The 21,425-nt window shown below is 61.3% G+C and carries 18 protein-coding genes and 1 tRNA gene; 12 read left to right on the top strand and 7 right to left on the bottom strand.

The genetic code is table 11. The features are described from left to right. Positions 1–45: 45 nt before the first annotated feature. Both CPI83_RS28675 and CPI83_RS28685 read left to right on the top strand, forming a co-directional pair. Entirely contained in the window at positions 46–1,770 is a 1,725-nt protein-coding gene (locus CPI83_RS28675) for a DUF2326 domain-containing protein (RefSeq protein WP_097388093.1), read from the top strand. A 2,059-nt stretch (positions 1,771–3,829) separates the two neighbouring features. Then, complete coding sequence (locus tag CPI83_RS28685) at positions 3,830–4,378, top strand: recombinase family protein (protein ID WP_058227404.1); 549 nt, start codon at positions 3,830–3,832, stop codon at positions 4,376–4,378. A gap of 764 nt (positions 4,379–5,142) precedes the next feature. Here the strand turns inward: CPI83_RS28685 and CPI83_RS28695 are convergent. Beyond that, the gene (locus CPI83_RS28695) at positions 5,143–6,489 is read right to left on the bottom strand and encodes a hypothetical protein (RefSeq protein ID WP_141695780.1); all 1,347 of its coding nucleotides are present in this window, start codon (positions 6,487–6,489) and stop codon (positions 5,143–5,145) included. A gap of 339 nt (positions 6,490–6,828) precedes the next feature. Here CPI83_RS28695 and CPI83_RS28700 point away from each other — a divergent pair, with 339 nt between their 5' ends. Continuing rightward, positions 6,829–7,242 (top strand): hypothetical protein, encoded by a 414-nt coding sequence (locus CPI83_RS28700; protein ID WP_141695781.1) that lies wholly within the window; start codon positions 6,829–6,831, stop codon positions 7,240–7,242. 119 nt (positions 7,243–7,361) lie between these two features. On the opposite strand, the gene CPI83_RS28705 is transcribed toward CPI83_RS28700, so the two are convergent. The 3 genes from CPI83_RS28705 to CPI83_RS28715 form a co-directional block, all read right to left on the bottom strand. Next, positions 7,362–7,850 (bottom strand): hypothetical protein, encoded by a 489-nt coding sequence (locus tag CPI83_RS28705; RefSeq protein ID WP_058227408.1) that lies wholly within the window; start codon positions 7,848–7,850, stop codon positions 7,362–7,364. A gap of 313 nt (positions 7,851–8,163) precedes the next feature. Further along, positions 8,164–8,670 carry a hypothetical protein gene (locus CPI83_RS28710; protein ID WP_157920633.1) on the bottom strand — a complete coding sequence of 169 codons (507 nt, stop codon included), beginning with the start codon at positions 8,668–8,670 and terminating at the stop codon, positions 8,164–8,166. A 29-nt stretch (positions 8,671–8,699) separates the two neighbouring features. Beyond that, the gene (locus CPI83_RS28715; protein WP_058227410.1) at positions 8,700–8,981 is read right to left on the bottom strand and encodes a hypothetical protein; all 282 of its coding nucleotides are present in this window, start codon (positions 8,979–8,981) and stop codon (positions 8,700–8,702) included. Positions 8,982–9,176: 195 nt separating this feature from the next. Between CPI83_RS28715 and CPI83_RS28720 the strand changes: the two genes are divergently transcribed. Further along, positions 9,177–9,518 (top strand): hypothetical protein, encoded by a 342-nt coding sequence (locus CPI83_RS28720; RefSeq protein WP_097388271.1) that lies wholly within the window; start codon positions 9,177–9,179, stop codon positions 9,516–9,518. 53 nt (positions 9,519–9,571) lie between these two features. Here CPI83_RS28720 and CPI83_RS28725 read toward each other — a convergent pair. Further along, positions 9,572–9,657: transfer RNA gene (locus CPI83_RS28725), tRNA-Leu, on the bottom strand. 254 nt (positions 9,658–9,911) lie between these two features. On the opposite strand from CPI83_RS28725, the gene CPI83_RS28730 reads away from it, so the two are divergent. From CPI83_RS28730 to pknB, 7 genes are all read left to right on the top strand, one after another. Further along, a complete protein-coding gene (locus tag CPI83_RS28730; RefSeq protein WP_050656362.1) occupies positions 9,912–11,330 on the top strand; it encodes a DUF3662 and FHA domain-containing protein in 1,419 nt (472 codons plus the stop codon). A gap of 186 nt (positions 11,331–11,516) precedes the next feature. Then, a complete protein-coding gene (locus tag CPI83_RS28735; RefSeq protein ID WP_003943418.1) occupies positions 11,517–11,981 on the top strand; it encodes an FHA domain-containing protein in 465 nt (154 codons plus the stop codon). Then, positions 11,978–13,402, top strand: a complete 1,425-nt coding sequence (locus CPI83_RS28740; protein ID WP_003943416.1) for a PP2C family serine/threonine-protein phosphatase — start codon at positions 11,978–11,980, stop codon at positions 13,400–13,402. The genes CPI83_RS28735 and CPI83_RS28740 overlap by 4 nt, the downstream gene beginning before the upstream one ends. Next, on the top strand, positions 13,402–14,853 hold the full coding sequence (locus CPI83_RS28745) for an FtsW/RodA/SpoVE family cell cycle protein (protein WP_003943414.1): 1,452 nt from the start codon (positions 13,402–13,404) through the stop codon (positions 14,851–14,853). Before CPI83_RS28740 ends, CPI83_RS28745 begins: the two co-directional genes overlap by 1 nt. Further along, on the top strand, positions 14,850–16,316 hold the full coding sequence (locus CPI83_RS28750) for a penicillin-binding protein 2 (protein ID WP_007735774.1): 1,467 nt from the start codon (positions 14,850–14,852) through the stop codon (positions 16,314–16,316). Before CPI83_RS28745 ends, CPI83_RS28750 begins: the two co-directional genes overlap by 4 nt. Positions 16,317–16,319: 3 nt before the next feature. Further along, on the top strand, positions 16,320–17,678 hold the full coding sequence (locus CPI83_RS28755; protein ID WP_019746232.1) for a protein kinase: 1,359 nt from the start codon (positions 16,320–16,322) through the stop codon (positions 17,676–17,678). Further along, positions 17,675–19,600, top strand: a complete 1,926-nt coding sequence (pknB, locus tag CPI83_RS28760; protein WP_019746231.1) for a Stk1 family PASTA domain-containing Ser/Thr kinase — start codon at positions 17,675–17,677, stop codon at positions 19,598–19,600. Before CPI83_RS28755 ends, pknB begins: the two co-directional genes overlap by 4 nt. Before the next feature lie 57 nt (positions 19,601–19,657). On the opposite strand, the gene CPI83_RS28765 is transcribed toward pknB, so the two are convergent. Both CPI83_RS28765 and CPI83_RS28770 read right to left on the bottom strand, forming a co-directional pair. Further along, entirely contained in the window at positions 19,658–20,323 is a 666-nt protein-coding gene (locus tag CPI83_RS28765) for an aminodeoxychorismate/anthranilate synthase component II (protein WP_003942537.1), read from the bottom strand. Between the two features lie 22 nt (positions 20,324–20,345). Continuing rightward, the gene (locus CPI83_RS28770; protein ID WP_223258023.1) at positions 20,346–20,987 is read right to left on the bottom strand and encodes a DUF881 domain-containing protein; all 642 of its coding nucleotides are present in this window, start codon (positions 20,985–20,987) and stop codon (positions 20,346–20,348) included. 174 nt (positions 20,988–21,161) lie between these two features. Between CPI83_RS28770 and crgA the strand changes: the two genes are divergently transcribed. Next, positions 21,162–21,425, top strand: a complete 264-nt coding sequence (gene crgA / locus CPI83_RS28775) for a cell division protein CrgA (RefSeq protein WP_019746229.1) — start codon at positions 21,162–21,164, stop codon at positions 21,423–21,425.

Raw genomic sequence — 21,425 nt, forward strand, 5'->3', positions numbered from 1 at the left:
GAATTATAGAATTCAAGGATAGTAAGATAATAAAGAGGGAACGAGATGCTACATCGAATTAGCTCGAACAAAAAAGAATTCCAACCGATCAAGTTCGTCAGCGGACTCAACCTAATCGTGGCAGATAGGGCGCCGGGAGCATCCGAGCAGCACAGTCGCAACGCGCGAGGGAAAACGAGCGTTATCCGTGCTATCAATTACTGTCTGGGTTCTTCTAAGCCAATCGAATTTAAGCCTCTTGCGGATTCAGGGTGGGCGTTCACGCTGGAGCTAGACCTATTCGAGTCTCGCGTGTGGGCAACTCGGGGGGTCAAGGGCGAGACTCGAGTCAGTATTACGACGTCTGGAGGTCGAGCTGATGTCGTACTAGAGGATTATCTGCGCGAAGACGGAACTATCTCTCTCAGCGATTGGAAATTCTTACTGGGTTTGGGTCTTTTCGGCCTTGATCAGGAGGTCGAAACCAACGCTCAAAGCATTTCCCCCCGGACTCTTCTGTCATATGTGATCCGACTCGACGCACCGAAGGACCCAACGAAGACATTCGCTGCGCAGCCTGCCTGGAGCAGTAGAGAACATGTCGCCTTCCTCCTAGGGCTCGACTGGCAATACACTCAGAAATTGTCGCGAATGGAGCAGGATGAAAACGCTTTCAAAGCTCTAACCTACGCACAAAACGTACAGCTGGTTCCCGGCCTCATGGAGGACGAATCAGAGTTAATTCTCAGGCGAACGGAAACTGAGCGGGAACTTGCTGCAGTAACTCGGCAAGCAGAAGAATTTAATGTTCTTGAGGACCCGCAAGGTGTGCTGGAACAAGCAAATCAGGTTGCAGCTGAAATCACTTCAAAGATGGATGATCAGATTTCTGCTGAGCGGCTTCTGATGCTCTACAACGAGTCGATGCATGAGCCTGAGGAGAGTGCTGACGATCTCGTTGGTGATGTCTATCGAGAGCTCGGATTGATATTCTCTCCCGATGCATTGCGTCGTTTTGAGCAGGTAGAGCTATTCCATAGTGGCCTTTTGCGCAACCGAAGTCGCTTCATCCAGGCTGAGATTGAACGACTCGAACGGCAAATCAATGATCGCCGACCCGAGATAGATGCATTGCAGGATGAACGACAAAATCTCTTACGGCAACTGTCGAGCGGCGGTGGACTGGACGATCTCCTTGAACTACAGCGGCGAGTCATGGAGACCACAAGCCAGTTACAAAACCTCGATGGCGCCCTCAAGCTCATCCGAAGAGTCTTCGCAGCTGAAGACGCACTCAAGGTAAGCCAAGCCACTTGCCGAAGAGACGCTCGTGAAGATCTCAACCGAGATAGAGATTTTCTCGATATGGTCAATACCCGATTCAGTGAAATGATTAGCTACCTTTACGGCAAGTCGGGTTCGATTACGGTTGAGGTTGATAAGCTTGGGTATAAATTTACAATCAAGGTCGCAAGCTCATCAAGCACTGGAATCACGAAAATGAAGCTTTTTGTTTTTGATCTGACACTTATGGAACAAAGCCGTAAAAACCGGCACCCCCACTTCCTGATCCACGACTCCGTCGTCTTCGATGGAGTAGACCCACGTCAGATTGCAGGGGCAATAAATCTTGCGCGTACTTCGAGCGAGGCCGCAGGAACGCAGTATATTGCCACCCTAAATTCGAACGATGTGCCGGACTCGATTTCGAACGCCGAGTGGTATCACGACTGTGTTCGTCGTGTCATCCTCGACACTGAGGTCGGTGGAGCATTCGGCATTGAGTTCTAATTAACTTCTGATCGCGCCAAACGAATTATACCCACTGTCCTGAGTTAGCGATCTACCCAACCAAAAATCGAGTGGTATGACGATCGCCATACCGGACCGTTGGACGACGACGAATCGAACAGGCTCGGAATTAAATCGGCTCTTCCTGTTTTTAAAGTGCATTGATTCATTTCCGGAGTTGACCGGTTCACCGTGCGATCTATGTCGCGGGAAGATTCAGAATACCGCGATAAGTACGAATTTCCGTAAATAGTCCGCTAACAGGAGCAACAGCCAGAACCAGATTCATGTCCGATTCTGGCACTGCACCTACCGATGCCATTGTTGTCGTGACGCGACCATGTCAGGCGACTCACCATTCTCAGAATCGCCCGACCGCTCGCGTCAATCAAAATCGCGTCCATGTGAGTCTCTGCAGCCGTACGCCCGACATTTTCGAACTCTTCACCGCGTGTTTCATAAACGACCGTATATGGAACCTCCGAATTACTGGGGCGACGATCAGACCTATGACCGGTTCTGACGTTCAAATCGCTCATTTGATTTTGACCCGGTTCCCGGGTCAATTTGATCTCGACTGTCGGATGAAAGACCGGCGATACCAGGGGCGCAGGTCGTGTGCTGGTAGAGGACTTCGACGACACAGCTATCGACAATAGATGTCTGGCGCGAGATTGGGCACACGCACGAGATTGGGCACCCGCGCAACGGTGGACGATCGACATCGGCAATGATCACTTCACCGCCGAAGATGGACTCGATCTCGCCCAAATTTTTCTCCTCTTTCGCCGGCGATAATCGCGGTATGCCCCACTCGTTGTGCCTCAGCGAGAGAAGATGCTAATCAGGAGCCTTATTCGCGGTTCGGAAGTATCGATGACGGCAACTTTGATGGTTCACCGGAATTAGAGTGGATTGACACGATCTATGTACTTCTACATATTTTGCCTCCTCGATCAACGACGGATCGACTCACGCACTCTAGATCAGGAGAGCTAATTAATCGCTCCGCCACTCTATTCCGTTACAGAGATTCATCTTTTTTGATAGTAGTTGAATAACTTCGAGTACGTGTGCGAGAATGCCTCCAACGACAATCTTGGAGCACTACTTGACGATTCCACCAGCCGGCCAAACCGATCCTAGCCCTACAGAAGGCAATCGGGAATCTTCTGCACCGCCGTTTCCCTGGAAGTGGATTGCAATCACAATCGGAGTTTTTCTCGTAGCTACTCTCCTACTTGTCATTGGGTTCACAATTGGCTCCCAGGATGGGGATGCAAAGGAGACGCGGGTCGCACCGTCCACCCCTGAAACAGAAGCAGACTCCTCGATGGACGATTGGCTTGAGGCCGTGTGTGCTCCAGGCACATATGGGGCAAGTAGCAATGTTCTAAAAAATTCGATTACTCGCCCTATGAGTTGTCGCGCACCCACTCGAAACGGTCGTGCACCCATTATTTCAATAGGAACATATGATTCTAACTTCCTCTTGAAAGAAGACTTACAGGCCACCAATTATGGCCATGTGGCTACAGCGACTCTCACAGATGGCAGGATGGTTATCTTTGCTCTCACTAGAGGCGTCGTATCTCCGGAATATTTCCTGAACCCACTAAAAGAATTCGGTTTCGACGTTAAAATCGGAATCTGATATCAACTTGGCAAGCATTGAAAAAATTGAGCAGGACTGCACCTACTGCGGTTGACACATTAACCTAAACGGGGGCGGCCCTCTGCCAGACGTACGGTGACCTGACCGCAATGTCTCGAAAATTTCGGTGTGATTCCACGGGGAAGAACCCTGCCTAAATCTAGGACTCCCTACTTCCGTCTGGCGCGCCACGGGACGTGCCAGCGACCAGAGCGCGCCCATGGCGGTCTGGCAGTCGATCCGTCCCGATTTTCGCCATCCCCGAACGACGTTTCATAAACGCTCGTTTTTGAAACACACAGGACGATTTTGGATGACCAAGAAAAGGATATGTTCCGAAACTCGTGTCCGAAACTAATGGTTCATTATTTGGCTTGTCGGTGAGTTCTGGAACACTGCTGCCTCATGGGTGCACTTCTGGGCTACGCGAGGGTCTCGACTACCGATCAGAGCGTTGATCCGCAGAGCGACGCTCTCAGCGCTGCCGGCTGTTTCAAGGTCTGGACCGAAACCGCGGCCGGTGCGACAACCATCCGACCGCAACTGACGGATCTCCTGTCACATCTTCGCGACGGAGACACCCTGGCCATCTGGCGCCTCGACCGACTCGGCCGCTCACTCCCCCACCTCCTGCAAACCGTGGAAGATCTCGCTAACCGCGGCTTCGGCTTCAAATCGTTGACCGAAGCGATCGACACCACCACCTCCGGCGGCAAACTGATCTTCTCCATCTTCGGCGCCCTCGCAGAATTCGAACGCAACCTCATCCGGGAACGAACTCAAGTCGGTCTCGCCGCTGCTAGAGTCCGTGGCCGTACCGGCGGCCGGCCACCGAAGATGACATCGACGAAACTCGCACAGGCACAACGGATGCGGGAGAACGGCATGCAGCTGACCGACATCGCCGAAATCATCGGCGTCGGCCGAACCACTCTGTACAGGCACCTGAAGTGAACACCTGCAGCGACCGTTCGGACGGCTGACCTCACCCCACAAACGCGACATGGGTCTACCAGGGCACAGAGGTGTCCAGGGTCGTGAGCCCGATTCCATCCGTCGAATCCACGCCTGACCGCTAGCGCGTGGTACGCGGGGAAGAACTCGATCTCGAAGTCTTCCCGAAAGAACGGAATAGGCCTTCCCTGAACAAAACATGTCGGCGGTTACTCCGTGAGATCACCGCGCCGACGATGCTCCCGCTTGAACTGGTCGGTCGTGAGCTTGATTCGGTCGGGTCGCGTCACTCGTATCGGCTCGCCAGTCTCAGGATCAACCGGAATGTACCAGTCTCAGGATCAACCGGAATGTAGTCGCCGTAAACCCCTGAGTCGTACCCGGACGAAAACGCGCGATTTCCCGTTCCGCTTTCTGGTGGGCAAGCAGTCTTTCGTTCCTGGCACGGCGCTCACGAATCATCTTGGACGTCGCCCACTTCTCGTAGCCGAAGGCGAAAATCAAGAAACCAACAACGAGACCGCCGAATACGAGGGCAACTATCCAGAAAAGGTGCACGGCAGAAATTTCACAGGTAGCGGTAGAGCATTGTCAAGCTGCTTGGACTGCAGTAGTTTTCGGAGGTGAGATGGGCGCGCCCCGCCGTCACATTTGGCGGCCTCGGCATTGTTCAGTGAGACAGGTCCCCGAATCGACGTTGTCCTCCACCCCCACGAAATGGGTTGGAGGACAACGTCGTCAGAATGTGTTCACGGGCCGGAAAATCAGCTGCCGAAGATCGGTCCGAGGGATCCGGTCGCAGGTCCTTCGACGGTGACCTTCACTGTGAGGCTGACGGGGGCACCGACACCGTTGTTGGCGGTGAGTATAAACGTGTAACGTCCTGCGGCGGTGGGTGTTCCGGAGAGAGTCGGAACACCGGTGATGAGATCGTTCGCGAACGTCGTTCCAGGCGGAAGCTTCGCCGGGTCGACGACGGTGACGTCAGGGGCGGGCGTTCCGGTGGCGGCGAAGGGGCGGGTCAGCGCGGTTCCGGTGACACAGTTGAGGGTGACGGGTCCGACGTCGGCGAATGTGGGGGCAGTCGCTTTTTTCAGCGCCACCGAATGGCCGTAGCCGGCTGCGATGGCGGTGTAGCCGCCCCCGGTGGGAGTGTTCGTGACCTGCTTGCCTTCGTTGTTTCCCCAGGAGGTGAGGGTGCCGTCGGCTTTGAGCGCCACCGAATGAAAGTTGCCCGCGGCGATGGCGGTGTAGCCGCCCCCGGCGGGGGTGTTCGTGACCTCCTTGTATTCGTCGACTCCCCAGGAGGTGAGGGTGCCGTCGGCTTTCAGCGCCAACGAATGGCCGTAGCCAGCTGCGATGGCGGTGTAGCCGGCCCCGGTGGGGGTGTCTGTGACCTGCTTGAAGTTGTCGACTCCCCAGGAGGTAAGAGTGCCGTCTGCTTTCAGCGCCACCGAATGGCCATAGCCGACGGCGATGGCGGTGTAGCCGCCCCCGGCGGGAGTATTCGTGACCTGCTTGTAGTCGTCGTTCCCCCAGGCGGTAAGGGAGCCGTCGGCTTTCAGCGCCACCGAATTTCTGCTGCCGGCGGCGATGGCGGTGTAGCCACCCCCTGTGGGCGTGCTCGTCACCTGCTTGTATTCGTCGTTTCCCCAAGAGGTGAGGGTACTGTCCGCTTTCAGCGCCACCGAATGGCCGGTGCCGGCGGCGATTGCGGTGTAGCCACCCCCTGTGGGGGTGTTCCAGACCGCCCCGGAGTCGTTGTGTCCCCAGGAGGTGAGGGTGCCGTCGGCTTTCAGCGCCACCGAATGGGAATTGCCGACGGCGACGGCGGTGATGTCGGAATCACGCGGCGTGTACGAAACTTGACCGTTGCTGTCGCTTCCCCAAGCTGCGAGGGTGCCGGGAGCTCCGACCGGCACACCGACCGGAGCGGCGGCAGCAGTGGTCGCGACCGCGAGAGCTAGCGCTCCGGCGGTCAAGAGAGCGCCCCATCCTCGGAGTTGTCTGCCTCGGTGTGGTCGGCGGTGGTAATCGAGTAGTGCCATGGTGGTGGTGTGGCCTTTCGAGCAGAATCCGCAGGGTGCGTAGCGGCTGCGGGAAGCAACCACGAGAATGAAACATAACGGACACCCGCCTTTATGTATGAACTTCGATGGCGATTGCTCGCGATGGAGACTGTCTCAGATTCGTCAGCCGGTTGGTCAGACGAACGTTTCCGGCAATCCCGCAGACAGTCCTCGATCGCTCCGGGCTCTCCACGGACGAGAAGCTGGCGATACTCCAGCTGAATGTGACCGGGCCGCCGGAGCGTTGGGGTTCAGACTTCTCTCTGCGGCATAGTCGCACGGTGTGGCGGCGGGCCCGCCTAACGTACTAACTGAATGAGCCAACTCCGGTGGGAACCTAAAGTAGCCGCCAGAACACGACACCCAATGCTAAGGAGAAACATGGCTAGTCAATCTTGCCCCGTTTGTGGCGAAGAGTCTGACGCCGATGTGCTGGACCCACATGGACACTTCACATCGGATGATGGCGATAACGACGTGTTCGCGGGCGAGCCAGACGAGGATGACGACGACCCCCAGTCGCGGAAGCAGGACGACAGCTACACCTTTACGTATTCCTTCGAGTACATCGCCAAGAATTACGGGAACGACAAGTACGACATCGAAACAGCGGACATGATCGTCCATCTCCAGCGGAGCGATGCGCTTGAACGCTACGAGATCTCCTACGACGTCCCCGACATGGACAAGATCGACCCAGGGCAAGGAAACAGCGATGCAAAGGGCTTCTACGACTCCGACGTCTACTGGAAGCTGACCAGCGACCTCGACGCCCTCGATATCATCGACTACTAGCTAGGCTGGTCGGCGAAGCCGATCGGTTGCCGATCATCAAACAAGACTGCCAGTTTCAATAGTTGACTGCACTCGCCGGCGACTCCGCAGATAGCGCCGGGAAGTCGCCCGTTGCGCATCTAAACCCCGTGTGCGGTGCCGCCGACGGCCTCAGCGATCCTCGGGGCGATCTTCGCTGAGTCAGCGATACCCTCGGAACTGTTCAATGTCAGCACGGCATCCGCATCGGGCAGGGCGATGTGAATCCCGCCGAAGGCATCACTGGCCTCCTGCCACGTCGCGAGCGTCTCCTTGTTCGGGAAGATGTTGATTCCGGCGTCGTAGCCGTTCACTGGCATATCGAACCGCATCTGAGCCCCTGACAGTCCAACCTCTGCACGTTCGGGCTCGGCGTACTTGATGCCGAGGTTATCGAGAGCCGTGGTGAATCTCTGCACGACAGATTCGGACTTGGAGACCGGCTGGGCCGGGGTATCTACCTGCTGCTCCTGGGAGGACGACGAGTTGGTGTGAGTTTCAGGCTTGGCGTCAACGTCGTTGCCGCACGCGGCGAGGGACAGGGCTGCCGCCAGGACAGTGGCAGCGGCGAGGGTGGTCGTACGACTCATGTGTGGTCTTTCTGATGCGGTCGAGCTGAGCGCTCTTCGAGAGCGTCTACGAGAGTGGATAGTAGCTGACCATCCGGTTTCTTTCGCCTTCTTTCGGCTGTCCGGGTGGAGCATCCAGATACGTGCCAGCGAAGCAACATCCCTGGTGGTGTCGAACTAGAAGCGGGTCGCCACAAAGCTGCCGATCCGAGGGGTTCCCTACAGATCGGGACCGTCGAGTGATCGTCGGTCTGGCAGGTGTGGCGACCCGCTTCTCGTCGCATCGTGAAGGTTACTTGGCGGGGCAGACAATTTCGGCACCGCGTGTGTTCATTCACCAGTCGTGCAGATCTTCCAATGAACCGATCCGATGTAGAGGGACAACGAGGACTCTCTTAGTCGTGCGCCTGCATTCGAAGGTCTCATCCATTATTGAAGACACCAGAAGAATGCGACGATTGGTCTCTGTGTCCAGGGCATTCGCGTCGTAGAGCTCGTCGTGGGCGCTCAAGAAGTTGTCGATCACTCTCAGTTCCCCCGCGTTGTGGGGATGAACGGTGATGTTGATCCATCCGGGCTGACTTGCGGAAATCAAGCTGGACGAGTCTCCCGACTGAGTGATGTGTCGATAGTTCATCGCCTGGTCGAAGAGGGAGTTGGCGAATCTGGCCTTCCTTTTGATGCGCGTGGCGATGGTCTCGGGATCTGCACCCTGCGCAACTTCTTCGGTGGCCTGTCGGAATATCTCGGTGAGGTCTGGTAGATGCCTGATCTCCGCGAAGGTCAAGTAGATGGGAAGCCCAAGTAGGGGCTCTGTGAGGTGTACTCGCGTGTCGGTCAATCGCAGATCCTCCAATGATGTCCTGGCAGTCAGTCTTTCAAGTAGAGGCGGCTGGCTTCGTCAAGGACGCGCCTGTAGGCGGCGTCGGTTGCCTTGAGCGCGGTGTCAACGAGGTCGAGCTGGCGGAGTACGGCTTCGCAAGTCTCGGGCCCTGTGGTGGCGTCGCCGAGGGTGTCCGCTTCGAGAGTTTCAGGGTCGTACAGCTTGTAGTCGGCGGCGCTGGCGGCGACTCGGTGAAGCAGATCGTTGATTACTCCGAGCTGGCCGTGTAGTTGCAGATAGAGGTCGCTGGGTGCAATGCGGTCAGGCATGAAGTCTCCCTCAGTATTTCGCTGTTTCCGGTGCTCAGGGGAAGAGTCTCTGGCTGCTAAGAACGACGAAGCACTTCGTGCCGAACCACCCCGCCATGGGGTGATTGTCCGTTATCTTTCTCGATAGTGGTTGCAATCTCCTGGCTGCTTGGCATCCCGCGCACGGATGCTGTCACCACGAAAGGGAGCACATCTGTGAATGGACTCGAAACGCCCACTCGTTTGTCCCGGACCACCGCGGCCCTCGGTGTCGGCGCGCTCGCTGCCGCGATCACCTTCGGCAGTGCAGTCGGTACTGCATCAGCCGATGGTCCGGTCGCCGACTTCGGCAGTATCTCTTTCTCGGTGACCAACGGTCCCGACAACACCATCTACGACATCAACGCCATCATCAATCTCCCACCCGGCACACTGCCGCCAGGGATGATGAACCCTCAGATCACTGCGCCCGACGCGACCCCTCAACCAGTCGGCGACCCGTTTGCGGGCACCGCATTGGACTTCGTTCTGAGCTTCATCCAGGCTGTGGCCAGATAGCCGACAACAAAAAACGAGGCTACAAACTCGCTAGAGTTTGTAGCCTCGTCTTGTGGTGGGCGAAGGGGGACTTGAACCCCCACGTCCCGAAGGACACTGGCACCTGAAGCCAGCGCGTCTGCCATTCCGCCACTCGCCCGAGCAACGCCGAAACATTATCACGACAAACTTTGAAAGTTCTATTCGTGCAGCTCAGGGCACGAATCGGTGAACACCGAGCACCCAAAAGCCCAGAACCGATACCATGCTGAAACAGCGGCCAGGTACTGCCGAAGCGACATTTGACAGTACCGTGGAACCTGTACAGCAGTTTGGACGACACGCGACAAGGCGGTGCCGGCGCTACTTGCCGAGCATTTTGCCGTCGTAGATGCGAGGCGAGAGGAGGGCCCGATGGGCATCGTGCAGCGATTCGAACGAAAGCTCCAAGGAGCTGTCGGCGACGCATTCGCGCGGGTCTTCGGTGGTGGTGTTGTGCCGCAGGAAGTAGAGGCGGCGCTCCAGCAGGAGGCACGTGACCGCGTCGAGCACCTCGGCGGCGGAATCCTTCTCGCCCCCAACAACTACGTGATCACCATCAACAACTCCGATCACGAAGAGTTGGCAGCCGATCGCGAACTGACTACCAAAGCTTTCAGCCGACACCTGCAGGATTTCATCCGCGATCAGGGTTGGCAGACGTACGGCGACATCTCGGTCACTTTCGAGCCTTCGCCTACGCTCCACACCGGTCAGTTCCGCACCCGCGGAACCGTCGACCCGGATGGTGACGCTGAGCAGGCATCACCGCCGTCGCATGTTCCGCAGGTTTCGTCGCGGCCTCCACAACGGCCGCCTCAGCGACCCGCACCGATTGTTCCCCCTGTTTCCAATCCAGTCCCGTCACAACCAGGAGCCGGCCCCATGACGCAGAACTCAGGCTACGAACCAAGCCGCGAACCGGCGGGTCGCCAGCCCGAACCGCAGCAGCCGGCACGGAACGGGTACTCCCACGACGACGGCGGTTACGCCGCTCCGCAGGGCCAGGAAGCGCCGTACCAGAACGGTTACGACCGCGGCGACGGTTACCGCACGGGCGACGACCAGCAGGGCTACAACCAGCAGCAGGGTGGCTACGACCAGCAGGCGTACCCCAACCAGCAGCAGCCGTACGAGCAGGCCGGTTACGACCAGCAGGGCTATGACCAGCAGGGCGGCGGCTACGACCAGCAGGGTTACCAGCAGCAGCCGTACGACCAGCAGGGCTACGGCCAGCAGGCGTACCAGGGTGGGTACGACCAACAGGGCTACCAGCAGGGCGGCTACGACCAGCAGGGTTACCAGCAGCCGTACAACGGCCAGTCCTACGATCAGCCGGGCTACGACCAGCAGAGCTACCAGCAGGGCGGCTACGACCAGCAGGCGTACACACAGCAGCCGTACGAGCAGGGTGGCTACGAGCAGGGCGGCAACTTCGAGCAGACGCAGGCCTACCCGCAGCAGGGCTACGCCCAGCCGCAGGGCGGTTACGCACCGACGGCCCAGAGCCTGACGGCAACCCTGCAGCTCGAGGACGGCAGCGGACGCCACTTCCAGCTTCGCGACGGCAGCAATGTCATCGGCCGCGGCCAGGAAGCTCAGTTCCGCCTCCCGGACACCGGCGTCTCACGTCGCCACATCGACATCCGTTGGGACGGCCGCACCGCGATGCTGTCCGATTTGGGATCCACGAACGGCACCACCGTCAACGGAGCACCGGTCCAGGACTGGCAGCTGGCAGACGGCGACATCATTCGTGCAGGTCACTCGGAGATTCTGGTTCGCATTCTCTGAGCTGAGAAACGGACGCCAGGATTTTTCCGATAACAATCGAACATTCGGCGGTCCGTCGGCGCGCCGCCGTCACGCGGCTGTCAGTATCGTGATCTTCGGGGCCCAGAGCCCCCTATGATGCTGCCAGTCGACAATGCTCGAACCCCGCTGCGGCGGGGCTCGAGCCATAGAAGGAGGTGGACAGCCGTGCAGGGCCTGATTCTGCAACTCACACGGGCGGGCTTCCTGCTCCTACTGTGGCTGTTCGTCTGGGCAGTCCTCCGCACTCTCCGCTCCGACATCTATGCCGGCTCCGGGGTCAGGGTTCCGCCGCGGTACACCCGCGCCGGAAAGGTCCTGCCCTCGCTGGGCAAGGCGAAGGTGCCTCGGTACCTGGTGGTCACGCAGGGCGCCCTCGCCGGTACCCGCATCACCCTGGGTTCTCAGCCCGTCATGATCGGTCGCGCCGACGATTCGACGCTCGTTCTCACCGACGATTACGCGTCGACGCGCCATGCGCGGCTCTCTCAGCGCGGCGCTGATTGGTACGTCGAGGATCTCGGTTCGACCAACGGCACCTATCTGGACCGCGCCAAGGTCACCACTGCGGTGCGCGTGCCGCTGGGCACTCCGGTTCGCGTCGGCAAGACGGTAATCGAGCTACGCCCGTGACCCTTGTTCTCCGCTACGCGGCGCGCAGCGACCGCGGTCTCGTGCGCTCCAACAACGAAGATTCCGTGTACGCCGGTGCACGCCTGTTGGCTTTGGCCGACGGCATGGGCGGACACGCGGCCGGTGAGGTCGCGTCGCAGTTGATGATTGCCGCCCTGGCGCATCTCGACGACGACGAGCCCGGCGAGGATCTGCTCGGCAAGCTCGAGGCAGCCACCCGCGAGGGCAACGATTCCATCGCCGATCACGTCGAGGAAGAGCCCGAACTCGACGGCATGGGCACCACGCTCACCGCGATCCTCTTCTCCGGCAGCAAGCTCGGACTCGTGCACATCGGCGACTCGCGCGCCTACCTGCTGCGTGACGATCACCTGACGCAGATCACCCGCGACGACACGTTCGTTCAGTCGCTGGTCGACGAGGGCAGGATCACCGCCGAACAGGCACACACTCACCCGCAGCGATCCCTGATCATGCGGGCGTTGACCGGCAACGAGATCGAGCCGACGCTCACCGTGCGCGAAGCTCGCGCCGGGGATCGCTACCTGCTCTGCTCCGACGGCCTCTCCGACGTGGTCAGCGACGAGACCATCGAGAACACGATGCGCGAGGGTTCGCAGGAGCAGTGCGCCGACCGTCTCATCGAATTGGCGCTGCGCAGCGGCGGTCCTGACAACGTCACCGTCGTCGTCGCCGATGTCATCGACCTCGACTACGGCCAGTCGCATCCCATCGTTGCGGGTGCCGCGTCGACGGAAGAGGAAGAGGACGCCCCTCCCCCCAACACCGCTGCCGGCCGCGCCGCTGCCATGCGTCCGCCGCGCGCGACGCCCAAGCGAGTTGTCTCCCAGCCCGAACCGGAACCGAAGAAGAAGCGGAACCGGTTGTGGTGGGTGGTCCTCGCCGTGGTGCTGATCGCGCTGGTCGGCGTCGGCGCAGTGATCGGCCGCGCCGTCATCCGCAACAACTACTACGTCGGCGAAGACAACGGCCGCGTGACGGTGTTGCGCGGAATCCCCGGTTCGGTGCTCGGCTACTCGCTGCAGGACGCGGATCTGGTGGGTTGCGTCGGCGACGACGACGTCCTGACCCTCGTCTCCCCCGACGCGATTCCCAGCAACTGCAACATCCTCGAGGTCACCGATCTGCAGCCGTCTGCGCAGGAGCAGGTGCGCGCCGGGCTGCCGTCCGGCAAGCGTGAAGATGCGCAGAGCCAGATGATCCGTCTCATCGGCGGCGATCTGCTGCCTCGTTGCGAGCCGGTTCCGACGACGACGGCCGCGCCCACTCCCCCGCCGGCACCGGAGACCACGCCGGCTCCTGCGCCGCCCGCTGAGCCGGCCACGCCGACTACGGCAGCACCCACGACTACGCCTACGCCGACCGACATTCCCGGTCAGACTTGCAGGACGGTCAACTGATGTCGTCCAACGCAGCTGCGGGGACGGCTTTTCCGAGTCCGCCCGGAGGTTTTGCCCCGGCGCCGGTCCAGTCGACCCGCCGAAACGTGGAGCTGCTGCTCCTGGGCTTTGCCGTCATCATCACGACGGTCTCGCTTCTGCTCGTCGAGGCGAGCCAGGAACAGAAGATCACGCTGGACCTCGCCAAGTACGCGCTCGCGTACACGGGCTTGTTCCTGATCGCGCACTTGGCAATTCGACGGTATGCGCCGTACGCCGATCCGCTGCTGCTGCCGATCGTCGCCCTGCTCAACGGCCTGGGGTTGGTGCTCATCCACCGACTCGACCTCGCCGACGAACAGACAGCGCTCTACAACGGCGTCGAGGCACCGTCACCGGATGCGAACCAGCAGGTCATGTGGACTGCACTGGCGATCACCGGTTTCGTGTTGCTGCTCGTGTTCTTGAAGGACTACCGCCTGATGGCGCGGTTCAGCTACACGCTCGGCCTCGCGGGCCTGGTGTTCCTGGCGATTCCTGCGATCCTGCCGGCGAAGTTCTCGAGCGTGAACGGCGCAAAAATCTGGATTCGCCTGCCCGGATTCAGCATTCAGCCAGGTGAGTTCGCGAAGATCCTGCTCATCATCTTCTTCGCGTCAGTGCTCGTCGCCAAGCGCGACCTGTTCACCTCGGCCGGTAAACACTTCCTGGGCATGGACTTTCCGCGTGCCCGTGACCTCGGCCCGATCCTGCTCGCCTGGATCGTCTCGGTGGGCGTGCTCGTCTTCGAAACCGACCTCGGTACGTCGCTGCTGCTTTTCAGCACCGTGCTGGTGATGCTCTACATCGCGACCGAACGTGTGGGCTGGCTGGTGATCGGCGGCGGACTGCTCGCCATCGGATTCTTCTTCGCCTACAAGATGTTCGGCCACGTACGCGTGCGCGTCGACACCTGGCTGGACCCGCTCGGCGACTACGCCAACACCGGGTATCAGATCTCGCAATCGCTGTTCGGCCTGGCCACCGGTGGTATCGCCGGAACAGGTCTGGGCAGTGGCCGACCCAACCAGGTGCCGTTCGCGAAGACGGACTTCATCATCGCGACCATCGGCGAAGAGCTCGGCCTGATCGGCCTGGCCGCTGTGCTGATGCTGTTCCTGCTTCTCATCGTGCGCGGCCTGCGTACGGCGTTGGCAGTGCGCGACAGCTTCGGCAAACTGCTCGCCGCCGGTCTGTCGTTCACCATCGCGATCCAGATCTTCGTTGTCGTCGGCGGCGTCACCAAGCTGATCCCGCTGACGGGTCTGACAACACCGTTCATGTCGTACGGCGGCTCGTCGCTGCTCGCGAACTACCTACTGCTGGCCATCCTCGTCCGGATCTCGGACGCGGCTCGTGCGCCGGTAGTGACGAAGAAGAAAGGTCCGCCCCCAATCGCTGACGCCAATACCGAGATGATGCCGCGCGTATGAACACTCCACTGCGCCGCGTCGCGATGGCCGTCATGGTGATGGTCGTCGCGCTCCTCGCCAACGCCACGTACGTACAGGTCATCAAGGCTGACGACCTGCGAGCCGACCCGCGCAACTCGCGGGTGCTGCTCGACGAGTACTCACGCCAGCGAGGTCAGATCTCGGCTTCCGGTCAGGTGCTTGCCGCCTCCCGCGCCACAGACGACCGGTACAAGTACCTGCGCGAGTATCCGAATCCGTACCCGTACGCACCGGTCACGGGCTTCTACTCGATGCAGTACGGCAGCGCCGGCCTCGAGCGCACCGAGGATCCGATTCTCAACGGCTCGGACAACCGGCTGTTCAGTCAGCGCTTCTTCGACTTGGTGTCCGGACGCGATCCGCGCGGCGGCAACGTCGTCACGACGCTCAATCCGGCCATGCAGCAGGTGGCGTACGACCAGCTGACCAGTAAGGGTTACACCGGTTCCGTCGTCGCCATCGAGCCGAGCACCGGACGCATCCTCACGATGGTCAGCACTCCGAGCTACGACCCGAACCTGCTTGCCAGCCACGACGGCGCCGAAACCACGAAGGCGTGGGACGAGCTCAACGCCGATCCCAACGATCCGCTGGTCAACCGCGCGATCTCGCAGACCTACCCACCCGGCTCGACGTTCAAGGTGCTCACCACGGCCGCAGCTCTTGGCAACGGTGCGACGCCGGACGACCAGCTGACCGCGGCTCCGCAGATCACGCTGCCCGGCACCAGCACGACCCTCGAGAACTACAACGGCAGCACCTGCGGCCCCAACCCGACGGCGTCGTTGCGTGACGCGTTTGCGCGCTCGTGCAACACGGCTTTCGTCGAACTGGGCATCAAGGACGGCGCCGACGCCATCAAGGACGAGGCCAGCGCTTTCGGCATCGGGCCCAACACTCCCGCGATCCCGCTGCCGGTTGCGGACAGCACCGTCGGCGACATCTCCGACGACGCGGCTCTCGGCCAGACCAGCATCGGCCAGCGCGACGTCGCGGTGACCCCGCTCGAGAACGCAGTGATCGCCGCGACCGTCGCCAACGGTGGTGTGCGGATGCAGCCCAACCTGATCTCCCAGTTGCAAGCACCGGATCTGACCGATCTCAGTACGCCGTCACCGGTGTCGATGGGTCAGGCGATCTCGCCGGCAGTGGCCGCAACGCTGACTGATCTGATGATCGGCTCGGAGAACTTCACCGGCGGCGACGGCAAGATCCCCGGGGTTCAGATCGCGTCCAAGACCGGTACCGCCGAGCACGGCGTGAACCCGCGGGAAACTCCGCCGCACGCCTGGTACATCGCTTTTGCACCGGCGCAGAATCCGACGGTCGCCGTGGCCGTCATCGTCGAGAACGGTGGTGACCGCGGACTTGCCGCTACCGGTGGCTCGGTTGCTGCGCCGATCGGTCGTGCAGTCATCGCAGCCGGAATCCAAGGGGGCTGAACCGTGGCGTTGAACAACGGCGCTTTGATCGCCGATCGTTACCGATTGATCCGTCTCATCGCCACCGGTGGGATGGGTCAGGTGTGGGAAGCCACCGACTCCCGGCTCAACCGTCGCGTCGCCGTCAAGGTACTCAAGTCCGAGTTCTCTTCCGATCCGGAGTTCTTGGAGCGCTTCCGCTTCGAGGCCCGCACCACCGCGCAGCTCAACCATCCCGGTATCGCCGGAATCTACGACTACGGCGAGACCCGTGACAGCTCGGGCGATTCCACGGCGTACCTGGTGATGGAACTCGTCAACGGTGAGCCGCTCAACGCCGTCCTGGCACGCGTCGGCCGCCTGGCGGTTCCGCATGCCCTCGACATGCTCGAGCAGACCGGCCGCGCCCTGCAGGTCGCACACGACGCCGGTGTCGTGCACCGCGACGTGAAGCCGGGCAACATCCTCATCACGCCGACGGGCCAGGTGAAGATCACGGACTTCGGCATCGCCAAGGCCGTCGAGAACTCGCCCGTCACGCGTACGGGAATGGTGATGGGCACCGCCCAGTACATCGCGCCCGAGCAGGCTCTCGGTCAGGACGCGACCGCGGCGAGTGACGTGTACTCGCTGGGAATCGTCGGATACGAAGCACTTTCGGGTCGACGCCCGTTCACCGGTGACGGCGCGCTCACCGTCGCGATGAAGCACGTGCAGGAAACCCCGGCGCCGATGCCGGCCGACCTGCCGCCGAACATCCGCGAGCTCATCGACATCACGTTGACCAAGGACCCGGCCGGCCGTTACGCCAGTGGCGGTGAGTTCGCCGACGCCGTTGCAGCCGTTCGGGCAGGGAGGCGTCCACCGCCGCCCGGTCTGCTCGCCACCGGTGCCGCGAGCGCGTTGCCGGCTACGGGTGCCACGCAGGTCATGCCGCCGACGTACGCGGGCCCGGTGACGGGCGCAGCTGTTGCGGACGACGCGGCAGCCGGCGGAATGACCAGTGGGCAGAAGGCCGTGGCATGGGCCGGCGGCGGGTTGATCTTGTTGGCGTTGATCATCGGCGGAGTCTGGATCGCGACCGACGGTCCGAGCGACCCGACGCCGCCCGTCGTCACGTCCACGACGTTGCCGACCACCACGACGACCAAGCCCACCACAACGACGACTCGGCCGACGACGACGACCACCGAGCCGACAACAACGACGACTCGGCCGACGACAACCACGACCGAGCCGACAACCACCACGACAACTCCGACCACGACAACAACAACTCCGACGACCACAACCACCACCACGACGACAACGACGACCACAACGACCACTGAGCCGTTGGCGGATCCCGGAGACGCTGAAGAACCGCTAGGACAAGACCAATGACGACACCCCGCAATCTCTCCTCCCGCTACGAGCTGGGTGAGATTCTCGGCTTCGGCGGAATGTCCGAGGTTCACCTGGCGCGCGACCTCCGACTCAGCCGCGACGTCGCGATCAAGGTGCTGCGTGCAGACCTCGCGCGCGATCCCACGTTCTACTTGCGGTTCCGTCGTGAGGCGCAGAACGCTGCCGCGCTGAACCATCCGGCGATCGTGGCCGTCTACGACACCGGTGAAGCCGAGACCGACGCCGGGCCGCTGCCGTACATCGTCATGGAGTACGTCGACGGCGACACGTTGCGTGACATCGTGCGCAGCACCGGGCCGATGACTCCGCGCAAGGCGATGGAAGTGATCGCGGACGTGTGCGCCGCTTTGGACTTCAGCCACCGCAACGGCATCGTGCACCGCGACGTCAAGCCCGCCAACATCATGATCAACCGTGCCGGCGCCGTGAAGGTGATGGACTTCGGTATCGCCCGTGCCATTTCCGACGCGTCGAGCCCGATGACGCAGACGGCCGCCGTGATCGGCACCGCTCAGTACCTCTCGCCGGAGCAGGCGCGAGGTGAGCAGGTGGACGCACGTTCGGACGTCTACTCACTCGGTTGTGTGCTGTTCGAGATTCTGACGGGCGAGCCGCCGTTCAAGGGTGATTCACCGGTCGCCGTGGCGTACCAGCATGTTCGTGAGGATCCGCAGACGCCGTCGGAGATCAATCCCGACATTCCGCGCGAGCTGGATTCGATCATTCTCAAGGCGATGAGCAAGAACCCGGCCAACCGCTACCAGAGCGCCGGCGACATGCGCAGCGACTTGGTACGCGTTCTGGGCGGTCAGCGTCCGAGTGCGCCGATGGTGATGAACGACGAGGACCGCACCACCATCCTCGGCGCCGTCGGCTCCGACACCGGGAACTACCGCACTGCTCCTGATCCGGTCGAGCCGGTTCCTGCACGGACAACTCGCGCTGCCGAGCCGCCTGCCAAGAAGAAGGGCGGACGCTACGCCCTGATGGGCATCGCGGCGCTTCTGGTGATCGGACTGGTGACGTTCTTCCTCATTCGGGTGAACTCGCCGAAGGTCGAGATGGTGACCGTTCCGGGTGACCTCACCAACCAGCCCGCTGATGTCGCCGAGGCGACGCTGACCAACGCCGGATTCCAGGTGGAGCGTCAGCAGAAGACGGACAAGGTGATCGCCGCGGGAAACGTCATCACGACGCGTCCGGTTGCCGGGGTGCGCATCGAGAAGGGCAGCACCGTCACCATCGACGTGTCCACCGGCCCCGAGCAGGTCGCGATCCCACGCCTGACCGGGCTGAGCCAGGACGACGCCGAGAAGAAGCTCAACTCCGTCGGACTCCGACTCGATCCGACAATCGGCAAGGCCGCGTCGACCATTGCCGAGGTCGACAAGATCGTCAATCAGGATCCGGCCGTCGGAGTGTCGGTTGTTCTCGATTCCGCGGTCTCGATCACTGTCGGCACCGGTCCGGAGCAGGTTCGGGTCCCGGATGTGACCGGTCAGCGTGAAGAGGTGGCGAGGCCCAACATCGAAGGTGCCGGGTTCGTCGTCCAGATCACGGAGATCGATTCGGGACTGCCGAAGGGACAGGTCGTTTCGACCGACCCGACCGGCGGCACGTCGGCCACCAAGGGTTCGACCGTGACGCTGCGAGTGTCCAACGGCAACCAGGTCGCGATGCCTGATCTGACCAACAAGACGGTGTCCGAGGCGTTGACCACGCTTCGCGCAGCCGGCTGGGCGGGAACTGCATCGCAGCTGGTGCAGAACCAGAGCACGACGCTCACCCCGGAAATGGTGGGCAAGATCGTCTCGCAGACGCAGCCTCCGGGCTCGGAGATCTCCAAGGACGCAGTCATCACCGTCAGCGTCGGAGCGCTCGGAATCCCCGGCCGCTAGCAAAGTGAAAAAGTGCCTCCCGGAGATTTCCGGGAGGCACTTTTTTGTGGACAGGTGTCAGAGAATTGCGGGCAATGCGCCACCGAGCGCCGACGCGACCTCGGCCTCGAGGGCTGCGACGAGCCCTTCCGGGGGCGCCTCACCGCAGACTGCGAGCCAGTTCGCGAGCATCCGGTGCCCACCCTGGGTGAGAACGGACTCGGGGTGGAACTGGACGCCGTGAATCGGCAGTTCGCGGTGACGCATCGCCATCACGACGCCGCTCTCCGTGTGTGCGGTCACCTCGAGTTCCTCGGGAATGGTGTCCTCGAGAACCGTCAGCGAGTGGTAGCGGGTAGCGGTGAACGGATCGGGCAGCCCGGCCAGGACGCCGACGTCCTTATGATGAACCAAGCTCGTCTTGCCGTGAAGCAGTTCGGGCGCGCGGTCGACGGTTCCGCCGAAAGCCGCACCGATCGCCTGATGTCCGAGGCAGACGCCGAGCAGCGGGGTCTTGGTGTCGGCGCAGACCTTCACCAGATCCATCGTCGCTCCCGCGCGCTGCGGAGTTCCGGGGCCAGGGCTCAGGAGAATGCCGTCGAACTGCGCTACTGCACCCTCGAGGTCTGCCGTCAGTTGTGGATCGTCGTTGCGCCAGACCACGGCTTCGGTTCCGAGCTGGCCGAGGTACTGCACCAGGTTGAACACAAAGCTGTCGTAGTTGTCGACGACGAGAATCCTCATGAGAGCAGGGTAAACGCCCGTGCTATCCGCCGGTATAGGCGGGGACCGTGATCTGCGACGGCGTCGCCTGCGTGTACCCGAGGCCGAAGCGGGTCGCGTACTGCTTGTAGATCCGAATGCCCGGTTCGGCAGCGAGTGCCGCCTCGAGGCGCGCAACATCGCCGATCGCGCTCATCACGTACGGCGGGCTGTAGGTACGGCCGTGAAGAAGGAGGGTGTTTCCGATGCACCGCGGCGCCGACGTACTGATGATCCGTTGGTCCTGCATGCCCACCGCTTCGGCCCCGCCGGCCCACAGTGCGTTCAGCACGCTCTGGACGTCCTGCTGATGCACGACGAGGTCGTCCGGGGTGGCGTCGACCGGATACTTGCCTTCGGCGTTGCGCGGGGCGTCCGTCATGGTGACCACGACGCCGGGGCCGGTCATCTCCGTCAGTCCCGCGTCGGCGGAGATGTTCTTGATGTCACCGAGAGCGGCGGCCACGCCGGCGTCGGACCGAGCGGCGTCTTCCTGCAACGAATCGAGCTGAGCGGCAAGTTCGTCCCGGTCGGCCGAAACTTTTTCGGCATTGGCCTGGGCGCTGCGGACCAGATCGGAGAGCCTGGTGCTTTCGGTGACCTGAAGCTGGTTTTCCTCGGCGGATCTCTGCGCCGTGGCAACCATCAGACCGGCTACCAGGCAGACGGCAAGTACACCGATGTGCCAGACAGTTCGTGAAGATTCACCCGAAGACACGTGGCTCCTCCCGGATTGTGCAGGTCGGCCGGTGACCAACTGGACACAGCTACGTTAGCGTGTAGGTAACACATGCAGGTCACACCGTAGAGCGAGGACGCCATGCCCAAGTCGAAGGTCCGTAAGAAGAACGACTACACAGTCAACCCAGCAAACCGCACTCCGGTGAAGGTGAAGATGGGTCCGTCGAGCACACTGTACGTCTCCGTGATGCTCGGATTCATGCTTCTCGGCCTGGCGTGGTTGATTGTGTACTACTTGGCCGCGGATTCGATCACGTGGATGAACGACTTGGGAAACTATAACTTCCTCGTCGGCTTCGGCTTCATGGTTGTGGGCCTTGTGATGACCATGAGATGGCGCTGA

Source organism: Rhodococcus sp. H-CA8f, from assembly GCF_002501585.1.
Taxonomy (GTDB): Bacteria; Actinomycetota; Actinomycetes; order Mycobacteriales; family Mycobacteriaceae; genus Rhodococcus_F; species Rhodococcus_F erythropolis.

Coding starts and splice junctions, on each gene's coding strand:
- CPI83_RS28675 (WP_097388093.1), top strand. CDS start 46: ATGCTACATCGAATTAGCTCGAACAAAAAAGAATTCCAACCGATCAAG.
- CPI83_RS28685 (WP_058227404.1), top strand. CDS start 3,830: ATGGGTGCACTTCTGGGCTACGCGAGGGTCTCGACTACCGATCAGAGC.
- CPI83_RS28700 (WP_141695781.1), top strand. CDS start 6,829: ATGGCTAGTCAATCTTGCCCCGTTTGTGGCGAAGAGTCTGACGCCGAT.
- CPI83_RS28705 (WP_058227408.1), bottom strand. CDS start 7,850: ATGAGTCGTACGACCACCCTCGCCGCTGCCACTGTCCTGGCGGCAGCC.
- CPI83_RS28715 (WP_058227410.1), bottom strand. CDS start 8,981: ATGCCTGACCGCATTGCACCCAGCGACCTCTATCTGCAACTACACGGC.
- CPI83_RS28730 (WP_050656362.1), top strand. CDS start 9,912: ATGGGCATCGTGCAGCGATTCGAACGAAAGCTCCAAGGAGCTGTCGGC.
- CPI83_RS28745 (WP_003943414.1), top strand. CDS start 13,402: ATGTCGTCCAACGCAGCTGCGGGGACGGCTTTTCCGAGTCCGCCCGGA.
- CPI83_RS28750 (WP_007735774.1), top strand. CDS start 14,850: ATGAACACTCCACTGCGCCGCGTCGCGATGGCCGTCATGGTGATGGTC.
- pknB (WP_019746231.1), top strand. CDS start 17,675: ATGACGACACCCCGCAATCTCTCCTCCCGCTACGAGCTGGGTGAGATT.
- CPI83_RS28765 (WP_003942537.1), bottom strand. CDS start 20,323: ATGAGGATTCTCGTCGTCGACAACTACGACAGCTTTGTGTTCAACCTG.
- CPI83_RS28770 (WP_223258023.1), bottom strand. CDS start 20,987: ATGGTTGCCACGGCGCAGAGATCCGCCGAGGAAAACCAGCTTCAGGTC.
- crgA (WP_019746229.1), top strand. CDS start 21,162: ATGCCCAAGTCGAAGGTCCGTAAGAAGAACGACTACACAGTCAACCCA.